Here is a 12705-nt window from a genome sequence, read left to right on the forward strand (position 1 = left end):
AACCCTGTCCGAAGAATTCTGCGCCGATTTCCGCGGCGCCGCGGCGAACCCCGGTCAGAGCACCGGAGTCGGTCGCTGTTCGAGCCGCCCGCCCGCCGGAACGGCGAACGACGCGCCGTGTCGCACGCCGGTCGCGGGATCGGTGACGTCGGCGGCGTAGAACCAGTCCATCTGCGTCTGCGTCGCGGTCACCTCGAGCACGCCGAAACCGTGCGAGTCGAGCTCGACGTAACGCAGGTGGTGGTTGGCCGCCTTGATGGCCTCCTCCGCCGGTACCGACGCGGTGCGGGCGGGCACCTTCAGCATGTCGCCGACGCTGGAAGAGGTGACCGAGGGGATGACGAACTCCGCGCCGACGGTCGGCCCGTCCGGGTAGTTCGCGGCGTTCAACGGCAGGTCGGCGGCCCAGGAGGTGTGGATGTCGCCGGTGAGGAACACGACGTCGCCCACCTCGTTGTCGGCGATCGTCCGGAACAGGGTGGTGCGGTCGGCGGTGTAGCCGTCCCACTGGTCGCCGTTGACGGTGATGCCGCCCTGCGGAATACCGAGTGCCTCGGTGATCGCCTGGGTCGTGGCCGCTTCCAGCGGCGGGAACACCAGCGGCGCGACCATCACCGAGTTGCCGACCAGTTTCCAGCGGGTGGGGGAGGAGGTGAGTCCGGCGGTGAGCCAATCCATCTGGGCGCGGCCGGTGATCGTGCGGGACGGGTCGTCGGCGTGCCGCCAGCCCCCGCCCGGCCCTGCCTCCTCGTCACGATAGGTGCGCAGATCCAGCATCGACAGTTCCGCCAGCGTGCCGAATCGCAGGCGGCGGTAGATCTGTACCTGGCCGTCGGCGCGCGTGGCGCGCACCGGCATCCACTCCAGGTAGGCGCGGGTGGACGCGGCCTTGCGGTCGCCCCAGGGGCCCTCGGTGGCGGGGTCGTGGTTCTCCGCGCCGTCGCGCCAGGAGTTGTCGGCCGACTCGTGGTCGTCCCAGGTGCAGATGAACGGCACTCCCGCGTGCAGGGCCATCAGGTCGGGATCGGTCTTGTACTGGCCGTGGCGGGTGCGGTAGTCGGTGAGGGTGACGATCTCGTTCGCCGGGTCGTGTGCGCGGACCGCGCCGTTGCGGCCGGTGTACTTGCCGCGGCCGTACTCGTAGATGTAGTCGCCGAGGTGCACGACCGCGTCGAGATCGGTGCGCGCGGCCAGGTGCCGGTAGGAGCCGAACCAGCCTGCTTCCCAGTTGGCGCAGGAGACCAGGCCGAGGCGGAGGCGGTCGACCTCGCTGTCCGGTGCCGGCGCTGTTCTGGTGCGGCCGACGGGGGAGGTCTCGCCGAGCGCGGTGAAACGGTAGAAGTAGTCCTGACCGGGGGTGAGGCCGGTCGCGTCGACCTTGACGGTGTGGTCGGTGTCGGTCGAGGTCGTGACGGTGCCGGACGCGGTGAGCGTGCCGAAGCCGGCGTCGGTGGCGATCTCCCAGCGCACCGCTGCCGCGTCGCCGAGGCCGGAACCTGGAGTGGCGTCCTCGGCGACCGTGACCCTGGTCCACAGGATGATCGCGCTCGGTAGCGGATCGCCGGACGCGACACCGTGCCGGAAGACAGCGCCGGCGGCGTGTGCGGGCGCGACGGTGCCCAACACCGCGACCGCCGCCACCGCCGTCGAACCGGCGAACAGGGTGCGGCGGGCGAACCCGACCGACTGGGAGGCTACGGCGCTGTTGTTTTCGACCACGATGAGCGATCACAGCCCACGAATCGCTTCCGCGCAAGTCCGCGCGAGAATTGTTGGTCAACTGTCCATCTTCTTGGCAGGCGCTGGTCGATATCGAGCTCCGAGCGGGTGTCCGTCGGTGAGCTCAGAACATGTCCGAGTCCCTCGGTACCCTGCTCAACGTGAGCGACAGCCTTTTCGACGTGCCCGGCGACCACGCGTCCGCCGAAACCGGCGCCGACGCGGTGTTCCGTCGCGACTCGGGCGCGCCGCTCGCCGTCCGCATGCGCCCCGAGAACCTGGACGAGGTGATCGGCCAGACGCATCTGCTCGGTCCCGGGTCTCCGTTGCGCCGGCTCGTCGAAGGGTCGGGCGCGGCATCGGTGCTGCTCTACGGCCCACCCGGAACCGGAAAAACCACGCTGGCCTCGCTGCTCTCGCAGGCGACCGGCCGGCGGTTCGAAGCGCTGTCGGCACTCTCGGCCGGCGTCAAGGAGGTGCGGGCGGTGATCGACCTGGCCCGCCGCCGGCTCGCCGCGGGCGAGCAGACCGTGCTGTTCATCGACGAGATCCACCGCTTCTCCAAGACCCAGCAGGATGCGTTGCTGGCCGCGGTCGAGAACCGGGTCGTGCTGCTGGTCGGCGCGACCACCGAGAACCCCTCGTTCTCCGTTGTCTCCCCGCTGCTGTCGCGCTCGCTGGTCCTGCAACTGCAACCGCTCACTCCCGACGACATCCGCGCCGTTCTCGCTCGCGCGATCAGCGACCCGCGCGGCCTCGCCGACGCCTACACCGTCAGCGACGAGGCGATCGAGCACATCGTCCGGATCGCGGGCGGCGATGCTCGCCGCGCGCTCACCGCGTTGGAGGCGTCGGCCGAGTCGGCGACCGAGGGCGCCGTCGACCTGGAAACGGTCGAGGCCACCGTCGACAAGGCCGCCGTTCGCTACGACCGGGCCGGCGATCAGCACTACGACGTGATCAGCGCGTTCATCAAGTCCATTCGTGGCTCCGATGTCGACGCGGCGGTGCACTACCTGGCGCGCATGCTCGCCGCCGGCGAGGACCCCCGCTTCATCGCGCGCCGCTTGATGATCCACGCGAGCGAGGACATCGGCATGGCCGACCCGATGGCCCTGCAGACCGCGACCGCGGCTGCCCAGGTCGTCCAACAGGTCGGCCTTCCCGAATGCAAACTCGCCCTGGCGCAGGCCACCATCCACCTCGCGACGGCCCCCAAATCCGGCGCGGTGACCACCGCGATCGGCACGGCGATGGCCGATGTCTCGCGCGGCAAGGCCGGTGCGGTCCCGCCGTACCTGCGCGACGGTCACTACGCGGGCGCCGCCCTGCTGGGCAACGCCCAGGGCTACAAGTTCCCGCACAAGTACCGCGAGGGCGTCGTGGCCCAGCAGTACCCACCCGACGAACTGGTCGGTACCGACTACTACCTGCCCACCGACCACGGCAACGAACGCACGATCGCCCCGCGTCTGGAGAAGCTGCGCCGCATCATCCGCGGCAAGTGAGGCGGGGCGCGGTCAGTCGAGCGTGAACGGACCGGCGCCACCGACCGACCACACCCTGCGCAGTCGCCCGCCGACCGTCTCGAAGACGTCGATCCCGCCGTGCGCGGGAATCTCGGCGTGCGCTGAGTGCCAACGGACAGCGAATGTTCCGGTTCCGGTGGCATCGAGACCACCGACCGCGACGGAATCGACGACGAACCCGACGTCCGGTCGCTGCGCCCGGTATTCGGTGACGAACGAGGCGAACGCCGCAGGACCGCGCAGCGCGTCGGTGATGTCGCGGGTCGGCGAGGCGAAACGGATGCTGAAGTCGTCGGTGAGCAGTGCCGTCGCGAGTTCGGTGCTGCCGTTCCACAGCTCGGTCCAGGTCGCGGCGAGCTGATCGGCGGTGACTGTCGTGGTTGTCATGGACTGCTCCTTCGAGTCGGGCCGCGGCGGGTGCGGCGGCCTGCGTCATCCAGAATTCAGTCGTTGCGCGACAACGGTGTGTCGGTGATCGCGGTCACATCGATGAGCGTGCCGAAGCCCGTCGGAATCGTCGACAGGTCCACCTCGCGTTCGGGACTCGCCTCGTCCAGTACGTCGGCGGCAAGCACCCGATCGAGTCGAAACCCCCGCAGTCCCGCCCGCATCCGGCACCACGCGTACAGAAACCACGCATCGCCTGCCAGGAACGCCAGCGGTTCCACTTCTCGCGAGGTGGTCACGCCCTCGCGGTCGGCGTAGTCCAAGCGCAGCACCCGCCGCCGGATCACCGCGTCGAGAATCGCGGGCGAGACCGCTCTCGCCGGATCCACCGGCAGGAACCGGATCCGCTCCACCAGCGCGGTGGCGCGCACCCGGTCCTGTTCGGGCAGCACCGCCACGATCTTGTGCACCGCCGAAGCCGCCGCCGCCGCGAACGGCGTGCCCGCCAACCGGGGCAACGCCACCGCGAGGGCGGTGGCCTCGGCGGTGGTCAGACTCACCGGAGCGAGCGTCCGATGTCGATCGAGCGCGTACCCGCCCGCGCGCCCCGGTACCGTCATGATCGGTACCCCGGCCTGCGCCAATGCGGCCAGATCGCGTTCGATCGTGCGGGTCGACACCTCGAAGCGGGCAGCGAGCTGGCGGGCGGTCCGTGGCCGCGGGCTGTAGGCCCGCAGTTCCTCGGCGAGTGCGTAGAGCCGCTCGGTTTTCGTCACGACGCGATTGTCGTCGATCCGCCGTCTCGGCGGCGTGGCGTGGACCACCCCGGTCGATTCAAAACAACGCGCACCGGCCCGGTAGGCTGGGTATTTGTGCAGACCCACGAGATTCGACGACGGTTCCTGGACCATTTCGTCCGTGCCGGACACACCGAGGTCCCCAGTGCTTCGCTGATCCTGGCCGACCCCAACCTGCTGTTCGTCAACGCAGGCATGGTCCAGTTCGTTCCGTATTTCCTCGGTCAGCAGACCCCGCCGTACGCCACCGCGACCAGCGTGCAGAAGTGCGTGCGCACCCTCGACATCGAGAACGTCGGCATCACCACTCGCCACAACACGTTCTTCCAGATGGCGGGCAACTTCAGCTTCGGCGACTACTTCAAGCGTGAGGCCATCACGCTGGCCTGGACGCTGCTCACCGACAGCGTCGAAGACGGCGGCTACGGCTTCGACCCCGAGCGCCTGTGGGTCACCGTCTACCTCGACGACGACGAGGCCGAGCGGATGTGGCTCGAGATGGGCGTGCCCGCCGACCGCATCCAGCGTCGCGGCATGGCCGACAACTACTGGTCGATGGGCATCCCCGGCCCGTGCGGCCCGTGTTCGGAGATCTACTACGACCGCGGCCCCGAGTACGGCGTCGAGGGCGGCCCCGAGGCCGACGAGGACCGCTACATCGAGATCTGGAATCTCGTGTTCATGCAGAACGAGCGCGGCGCGGGCATCTCCAAGGACAACTTCGAGATCCTCGGCCCGCTGCCCAAGCAGAACATCGACACCGGCATGGGCGTCGAGCGCGTCGCGTTCCTGCTCCAGGGCGTGGACAACGTCTACGAGACCGACCTGATGCGCCCGATCATCGACAAGGCCGAGGAACTCACCGGTCGTTCCTACGGCGTCGACCACACCGACGACGTGCGCTTCCGCGTGATCGCCGACCACGCCCGTACCGCCGCGATGCTCATCGCCGACGGCGTGAACCCCGGCAACGACGGCCGCGGCTACGTGCTGCGCCGCCTGCTGCGCCGCATCGTGCGTTCGGCGCGCCTGCTCGGCGCCGAGAAGCCGGTGATGGCCGAGCTGATCAGGGTCGTCACCGACCTGATGGCGCCGTCCTACCCCGAACTGGCCACCGACTTCTCGCGCATCGAGACGGTGTCGGTCGGCGAGGAGATGGCGTTCCTCAAGACCCTCAACACCGGCGAGACCCTGTTCGACAACGCCGCCACCGCGGTGAAGTCCAAGGGCGGCAAGCAGATCACCGGTTCCGACGCGTTCGCCCTGCACGACACCTACGGCTTCCCGATCGACCTCACCCTTGAAATGGCCGCCGAGGCAGGCCTTTCCGTCGACGAGGACGGTTTCCGCTCGCTCATGGCCGAGCAGCGCAAGCGCGCCAAGGACGACGCCCAGGCTCGCAAGCACGCGCACGCCGACCTCACCGTCTACAAGGAACTGGTCGACCGTGGCGCCACCGAGTTCACCGGTTTCGACGAGCTGACCTCCGAGGCCACTGTGCTGGCCCTGATCGCCGACGGCGTGCGCGTCCCGGTGGCCACGGCAGGCCAGGACATCGAGGTCATCCTCGATCGCAGCCCGATGTACGCCGAGTCCGGTGGTCAGATCGCCGACCGCGGCACCATCACCGCCTCGGGGCTGAAGCTCCAGGTCAACGATGTGCAGAAGATCGCCAAGAAGGTCTGGGTCCACAAGGCCACCGTCGAGGCGGGGCAGATCACCGAGGGCGATGTCGTTCTCGCCCAAGCGGATCCGGCCTGGCGTCGCGGCGCCACCCAGGGCCACTCCGGCACGCACATGGTGCACGCCGCCTTGCGTCAGATCCTGGGCCCCAACGCCGTGCAGGCGGGTTCGCTGAACAAGCCCGGCTACCTGCGTTTCGACTTCAACTGGCAGGGCGCGCTGTCGGAGCAGCAGAAGGCCGATATCGAGGCCGTCTCCAATGACGCTGTCGGCTCGGACTTCCCGGTGAACACCTTCGTCACCGATCTGCCCAACGCCAAGAAGATGGGCGCGATGGCGCTGTTCGGCGAGAACTACGGCGACGAGGTGCGCGTCGTGGAGATCGGCGGCCCGTTCTCGATGGAGCTGTGCGGCGGCACCCACGTGGAGCACTCCTCGCAGATCGGCCCGATCACCCTGCTCGGTGAGGCCTCGGTCGGTTCCGGCGTGCGTCGAATCGAGGCCTTCGTCGGCCTCGACTCCTACAAGTACCTGGCCAAGGAGCGGGCGCTGCTGGCCGGTGTCGCGTCGTCGCTGAAGGTACCCTCCGACGAGGTGCCCGGGCGTGTGGAGCAGCTCGTGGAGCGGCTCAAGGTGGCCGAGAAGGAACTGGAGCGCACCAAGATCGCCGCGGTGCTGTCCTCGGCGGGCACGTTCGCCGAACAGGCCGAGCGGGTCGGTGCGGTGCGCCTGGTGGCCGCCGCGGCGCCGGAGGGCGTGTCGGCCGGTGACCTGCGGACGCTGGCCACCGATATCCGTGGCCGTCTCGGCAGCGAGGCCGCGGTGGTCGTGCTGCTCGGCAATGTCGAGGGCAAGGCGCCGTTCGTGGTGACCGTGAACAAGGCCGCCCAGGATCTCGGCTTCAAGTCGGGCGATCTGGTCGCGGCCTTCGGGCCGAGTATCGCCGGGCGTGGTGGCGGCAAGCCGGAGATGGCGCAGGGCGCGGGCTCGGATCCGTCGGGTATCCCGGCCGGTTTGACCGCGGTCCGTGCCCGGGTGGCCGAACTCGCCGGCTGATGACCACCCCTGGTTCGTCCAGCGAGGAATCCGCCGACCGCCCCGACCCGGAGACCGACCCGGGCCGGGGCCGCCGGATCGCGATCGACGTCGGTAGCGTGCGCATCGGAGTCGCCTCGAGCGACCCCGACGGCATCCTCGCCACCCCCGTCGAGACCGTCGCGCGCGCCAAATCTGGTGGGCGCGGAGGTCCACCCGCCGATATCGCAAGAATTGCCGACATTGTGCGGGAATACGAAGCGGTCGAGGTGATCATCGGTCTGCCACGCACGCTGCGCGGCGAAAACGGCACCGCGGCCGCCATCGCGCGTAAGTTTGCCAAGCAGTTGCGCCGCGTGATCGACCCGATTCCGATACGCCTTTCCGACGAACGTTTGACTACGGTGTCTGCTGCACGTGCGCTGCGCGACAGTGGAGTTCGCGCACGTGGCCAGCGGCAGATGATCGATCAGGCGGCAGCCGTGTCGATTCTGCAAGGATGGTTGGACGAGCGGAGTTCGGTGTTGAAGGACGCAGCAGATACGGCGAGGGTCGGAGACGATGCATGACCGACCGATGGACCAGAGCCGAGGAACGCTACCGGGCTCGGGAAGCTGATCGGCGCTACCCCCGCCGCGACGACTGGGGGCTCGATGCCCGCACGGTGCGCGAGGACGCGGCGCCGGATCGCGGCGAGTGGGACGAGGACGGCACCGACGTCATCCCGCGCTACGAGGACGAGATCTACGACGACCAGGTCCTGGAAGACGTTCTCGAACCGGAACCCGAGCCGGAGCCGGTCGCCCCGCCGCGTCGCGTCGGGCAGCGCGCCGCGTCGGCCGAGCGTGGCCGCCCCGGTGCGGCGTCCGGTCGGAACAAGCCGCCGGGTCGGAACAAGCCGGGAGGACGCGCCAAATCCCGGATCGCCTCGCGCAAGGCGGCCGAGCGTAAGAAGCGCCGCCGCAATATGTGGGTGATCGCGGCCGTGTTCGTCGTGCTGTTCGTCTCCGCCGCCGGTTTCGCCGGGTACAAACTGATGGGCAGCCTCGCGCCCGCCGAGGATTTCGCGGGCCCACCGGGTGAGCTCGTGGTGGTCCAGGTGCATTCCGGTGATACCGCCACCCAGATCGCCGACACCATGAAAGAAAAGGGTGTCGTCGCCAGTTCGGAAGCGTTCTACGAAGCGGCCGTGCGTAATTCGAACATGAACAGTGTGCAGCCCGGGTTCTACGCAGTCCAGAAGAACAGTCCCGCCGCACACGCGGTGACCTCGCTGGTGTCGAAGGACTCGCGCGTCGGCAACGTCGTGATCTCCGAGGGACGTCAGCTGCACAACCGGCGCGATGTCCACACCGGCGCCCCCACGGAAGGCATCTACACCAAGATCGCCGCCGCCAGTTGCCTCGGTACCGGTTCCGCCGCCAAGTGCGTCACCTATGAGCAGCTCGATGCCGCGGGCGCCGGTGCCGACCTGGCCGCGCTCGGCGTGCCCGACTGGGCCAAGGCGTCGGTCGCGGCCGCTCCCGACCGGCGCAGGCAGCTCGACGGGCTGATCTCCGCGGGCACGCTGGATTTCGATCCCAGCGGTGGGCCGGTGCAGATCCTGCGTCAGCTGATCACCGCGAGCGCGGCGCTCTACGAGTCCACCGGGTTGTTGCGTTCGGGCGCCGAAACCCAGCTCAACCCCTACCAGACGTTGATCGCGGCGTCGTTGGTCGAACGCGAGGCGCTGGCGCCGGACATGCCGAAGGTCGCGCGCGTCATCGTCAACCGGCTGCGGATCGACCAGCCGTTGCAGTTCGACTCGACGGTGAACTATTCGCTGGAGGAGACCGAGGTCGCCACCACCGACTCCGACCGCAACACCGTCACGCCGTGGAACACCTACGCGATGTCGGGCCTGCCTGCCAACCCGATCTCCGCGCCCTCGCTCAAAGCCCTGCAGGCGATGGAGAATCCCGAGCCGGGCAAGTGGCTGTACTTCGTCACGATCGACAAGAAGGGCACCACCCTGTTCACCGAGAGCTACTCCGAGCACCTGCGCAATATCGTGAAGGCCGAGCAGAGCGGCATTCTCGACAGTGGGCGCTGAGATGGGTCGCAAGGCCGCTGTTCTCGGTCAGCCGATCGCGCATTCACGCTCACCCCAGCTGCACCTGGCCGCCTACCGCGCGCTGGGCCTGGACTGGAGCTATGAGCGGATCGAATGCGACGCCGCGCGGCTGCCGGGGCTCGTCGGTGAGCTGGGCCCGGAGTGGGTCGGGCTGTCGGTGACGATGCCGGGCAAGGAAGCGGCGCTGGCGGTGGCCACCGAGCGCACCGAACGCGCGGTGCTGGTCGGCTCGGCCAATACCCTCGTGCGCGTCGATGCCGGGTGGTCGGCGGACTGCACCGATGTCGACGGCGTACTCGGTGCGCTGCGCGGTGGTGGCGTCTCGACGATCGACGAGGCCGTCGTGCTCGGTGCCGGGGGAACGGCCAGGCCCGCGTTGCTTGCCCTGTCCGAACTCGGGGCGAAGAAGGTCACGGTGATCGCCCGCGATGCCGGACGGGCACGCAGCGCACTGGAATTGGCCGACCGGCTCGGTATGTGGGCCACGGTCGTGCCGCTCGATACGGAGCAGGTGCGCGCGGCGTGCGCGTCAGCCGGTGCGGTGGTGAGCACGGTGCCCGCCGAGGCGGCCGCGGCGATCGCACCAGCGGTAGCAGCGGCGCCGGTCGTGCTCGACGCCATCTACAACCCGTGGCCGACTCCCCTCGCGACGGCGGTCGAGGCGGCCGGTCACACGGTGGTCAGCGGCCTGCAGATGTTGCTGAATCAGGCATACGGACAGGTCGAACTGTTCACCGGCCAGCCTGCGCCGCGTGCGGCGATGGCCGCCGCGCTGGAAGCGTCCCTTCCGCAGCAGTAGACGACGGCTCCGGTGACCACCGCCGAGTGCAGTGCGAATTTTCGACGTCACCGACCGATCCGTCGAATTGACACCGGTTCTAGTTTTGGCCCGCTAAGGTGTTCTTCATGACCGCTTGGGTGTTACGAGCCACCGTCCTCGGCGCGCTGGTCGTCGCCCTGCGCGTTTTGCTCGGCCTCGCCATGGCCTCCTGGCCCACGTACGGCACCTTCTGGCGGGCGGCCTGTCTGCTCGCCATCGTCGCCGTGGTTGTCGTCTGGGGCGTGCGCGACGGCCGCACGGGCGCCGACGGCCTCACTGTCCGCTGGTTGGCTGCCGGGTTCGGCGCAGGCCTGGCCAGCTCGGCCGTGTGCTGGGTCCTCGATCAGGTGCCCGGGATCGAACTCGGTGACGCCGGGATCCTCTACGAACTGACCTCCGCGGCATCGTTCATCCTGCTGCTGATCTTCCTGCCCGCGCTGGCGGGTGTCGCCTTCGGCTACTCACGGTCGCGCCGTTCGAGCGAATCCGCCACTCGCGCGGAACCCGAATTCGCCACCGCGAGCTGAGCGGAGTCGTTCTCCCCGGCAACGGAACCGGCCGCGAGGTAGATCCTCCTGTCGCGCCCCGACACGGTGTCGGGGCGCGAACAGTGCCAGAGCTCGGATCTCAGAGCATGATCGGCGACGTGCCAGGGGTGGTGTCGCGGGCGATGGCCGAGTAAGCAGCGGCCAGTAGCGACGGATCGGGGCCTTCGAGGCGGCCGGGCTTGGCCAGGCCGTCCAGGATCACGAAACGCAGCACACCGGAACGGGTCTTCTTGTCGGTCTGCATCGCGTCCATCAGGTGGGGGAGCGCATCGCCGTCATAGGAGACGGGCAGGCCGACGCTTTCCAGGATGGTGCGGTGCCGATCGGCGGTGGCGTCGTCGAGACGGCCGGCCAGGCGGCCGAGTTCGGCGGCGAAGACCAGGCCGACGGACACCGCGGCGCCGTGACGCCAGCGGTAACGCTCGCGGCGCTCCACGGCATGGCCGAGGGTGTGGCCGTAGTTCAGGATCTCGCGCAGGCTCGATTCCTTGAGATCGGCGGCGACCACGTCGGCCTTGACCTGGATGGCGCGGCGGATCAGTTCGGGCAGCACATCGCCGGTGGGGTCGAGGGCAGCCTCGGGATCGGCCTCGATGAGGTCGAGGATCACCGGGTCGGCGATGAAACCGGCCTTGATGATCTCGGCCATGCCCGCCACGATCTCGTTGCGCGGCACCGTTTCCAGGGTCGCGAGGTCGACCAGCACGGCGCTGGGCTCGTGGAAGCTGCCGACGAGGTTCTTGCCCGCCTCGGTGTTGATGCCGGTCTTGCCGCCGACCGCCGCGTCGACCATCGCCAGCAGCGTGGTCGGCACGTGCACGATGCGCACCCCGCGCATCCAGGTGGCGGCGACGAAGCCGGCCAGGTCGGTGGCGGCGCCGCCGCCGAGACTCACGATGGCGTCGTTGCGGGTCAGACCGATCCGGCCGAGTACCTCCCAGCAGAACCCGGCCACGGCCAGTTCCTTGCCGTCCTCGGCGTCGGGGATCTCGATGCGATGCGCGTCGATCCCGGTGTCGGCCAGTGCTTTACGCACCGCCTCAGCGGTTTCGGCCAGCGGCGGCTGATGGAAGATCGCCACCGTCCGCACGGCATTGCCCGCGTTGACCGCTTCGACGAGATCGCCGAGCAGCCCGCGGCCGATGATCACCGGGTACGGGTCGGCGGTGCGAACCTGGATGATGTTCGGCTCTGTCACGTGCGCTGCTCCGATTCTTTCTGGTCATTGTTATTGCGTCGTCCGCCGCGTCGCCGCGGTTGCCCGCGTCGTCGGCGTTCGTTGGCGCCGGTCCCACGATCCGCGTCACCGGATGGTCCGGCCCGCTGCACCTGTTGCGGTGCCCCGGTCCGGCTTTCCGCCGAAGGATCTGCGGTGGTCGTACTCGACGGTCCGGCAGACTCGCCACCGCGCTGGCCGGCCCGCGTCGGGGCGCCTGCCTCGCGGCTCGCCGCCCGCCTGCCGCGACCGGCATTGCGACCGGCCGCCTGACTTCCCGCGACCGGGCTGCGGCCGCCCACTCGACTACCCGGCGTGCTGCGGTTGCCCGCCCGCCCCCCGGCGCCGGCAGCGCGGTTGCCTGGCTGGCTTGCGTCGGTAGTGCGGTTGCCCGGCGGGTTTTCGGCTGTACCCGCGCGGCCCTCTAATTTCGAGCTCGCGCGGCTTTCCGGGCTCTCGGCCACCGTGCCGCCGGTTTCCCGGGTGGCAACGGTGGTTGCCGGCCGGATCCGCGCACCGCCTCGGCGCGACCTGCTACGCCGGGACCGTCGACCGGCGGTCGTGCGCGACTCACCCTGCGCCGCACCCGCCGTGCGAGTGGCGCCGGTGGTGTCGTCGACTGCCGTCCGATCGGTCGCGGATTGTGTTGCCCCCGAACGATTCTGATCATCCGGGGCGTCGCGACGTTCGACGGCCGCCACACCCGTCTGGTCGGCACCGCTTCGGCGCGCGGCGGCGGCGCGCGCCCTGGCACGTCGCCGGTTCTTGGACCGATTGCTGCCCGTTCCGGGCCTGCCGGTGACCGAACCCGAAGCGGGCGAGGTGTTTCCGGCGTTCACACGTGGAGACGGCAGATCG

General features: G+C 69.4%; 10 protein-coding genes. 6 read left to right on the plus strand and 4 right to left on the minus strand.

The annotated features are described in order from the left end of the window. Positions 1-54: 54 nt before the first annotated feature. A complete protein-coding gene (locus ACFVJ5_RS01020; RefSeq protein ID WP_379217840.1) occupies positions 55-1719 on the minus strand; it encodes an alkaline phosphatase D family protein in 1665 nt (554 codons plus the stop codon). A 131-nt stretch (positions 1720-1850) separates the two neighbouring features. Here ACFVJ5_RS01020 and ACFVJ5_RS01025 point away from each other — a divergent pair, with 131 nt between their 5' ends. Next, complete coding sequence (locus ACFVJ5_RS01025; RefSeq protein ID WP_379217841.1) at positions 1851-3227, plus strand: replication-associated recombination protein A; 1377 nt, start codon at positions 1851-1853, stop codon at positions 3225-3227. Positions 3228-3239: 12 nt separating this feature from the next. On the opposite strand, the gene ACFVJ5_RS01030 is transcribed toward ACFVJ5_RS01025, so the two are convergent. Together ACFVJ5_RS01030 and ACFVJ5_RS01035 are read right to left on the minus strand one after the other, a co-directional pair. After that, a complete protein-coding gene (locus ACFVJ5_RS01030; RefSeq protein ID WP_379217843.1) occupies positions 3240-3635 on the minus strand; it encodes a nuclear transport factor 2 family protein in 396 nt (131 codons plus the stop codon). Between the two features lie 56 nt (positions 3636-3691). Continuing rightward, positions 3692-4411 (minus strand): helix-turn-helix transcriptional regulator, encoded by a 720-nt coding sequence (locus ACFVJ5_RS01035; RefSeq protein WP_379217845.1) that lies wholly within the window; start codon positions 4409-4411, stop codon positions 3692-3694. Positions 4412-4507: 96 nt separating this feature from the next. Here ACFVJ5_RS01035 and alaS point away from each other — a divergent pair, with 96 nt between their 5' ends. The 5 genes from alaS (at position 4508) to ACFVJ5_RS01060 (ending at position 10610) form a co-directional block, all read left to right on the plus strand. Continuing rightward, positions 4508-7171: an alanine--tRNA ligase gene (gene alaS, locus ACFVJ5_RS01040; protein ID WP_379217847.1), complete on the plus strand. Its 2664-nt coding sequence runs from the start codon at positions 4508-4510 to the stop codon at positions 7169-7171. After that, entirely contained in the window at positions 7171-7719 is a 549-nt protein-coding gene (ruvX, locus tag ACFVJ5_RS01045) for a Holliday junction resolvase RuvX (protein WP_379217848.1), read from the plus strand. Before alaS ends, ruvX begins: the two co-directional genes overlap by 1 nt. Continuing rightward, positions 7716-9242: an endolytic transglycosylase MltG gene (gene mltG, locus ACFVJ5_RS01050; protein ID WP_379217850.1), complete on the plus strand. Its 1527-nt coding sequence runs from the start codon at positions 7716-7718 to the stop codon at positions 9240-9242. Before ruvX ends, mltG begins: the two co-directional genes overlap by 4 nt. Position 9243: 1 nt before the next feature. After that, the gene (locus ACFVJ5_RS01055; RefSeq protein ID WP_379217852.1) at positions 9244-10062 is read left to right on the plus strand and encodes a shikimate dehydrogenase; all 819 of its coding nucleotides are present in this window, start codon (positions 9244-9246) and stop codon (positions 10060-10062) included. A 107-nt stretch (positions 10063-10169) separates the two neighbouring features. Then, entirely contained in the window at positions 10170-10610 is a 441-nt protein-coding gene (locus ACFVJ5_RS01060; protein WP_379217854.1) for a B-4DMT family transporter, read from the plus strand. 100 nt (positions 10611-10710) lie between these two features. Here ACFVJ5_RS01060 and aroB read toward each other — a convergent pair whose 3' ends face one another. Next, positions 10711-11829: a 3-dehydroquinate synthase gene (gene aroB, locus ACFVJ5_RS01065; protein WP_101467074.1), complete on the minus strand. Its 1119-nt coding sequence runs from the start codon at positions 11827-11829 to the stop codon at positions 10711-10713. Positions 11830-12705 lie beyond the last annotated feature (876 nt).

Source organism: Nocardia sp. NPDC127606 (assembly GCF_042671725.1).
GTDB lineage: Bacteria > Actinomycetota > Actinomycetes > Mycobacteriales > Mycobacteriaceae > Nocardia.

Coding starts and splice junctions, on each gene's coding strand:
- ACFVJ5_RS01030 (WP_379217843.1), bottom strand. CDS start 3,635: ATGACAACCACGACAGTCACCGCCGATCAGCTCGCCGCGACCTGGACC.
- ruvX (WP_379217848.1), top strand. CDS start 7,171: ATGACCACCCCTGGTTCGTCCAGCGAGGAATCCGCCGACCGCCCCGAC.
- ACFVJ5_RS01055 (WP_379217852.1), top strand. CDS start 9,244: ATGGGTCGCAAGGCCGCTGTTCTCGGTCAGCCGATCGCGCATTCACGC.
- ACFVJ5_RS01060 (WP_379217854.1), top strand. CDS start 10,170: ATGACCGCTTGGGTGTTACGAGCCACCGTCCTCGGCGCGCTGGTCGTC.
- mltG (WP_379217850.1), top strand. CDS start 7,716: ATGACCGACCGATGGACCAGAGCCGAGGAACGCTACCGGGCTCGGGAA.
- ACFVJ5_RS01025 (WP_379217841.1), top strand. CDS start 1,851: ATGTCCGAGTCCCTCGGTACCCTGCTCAACGTGAGCGACAGCCTTTTC.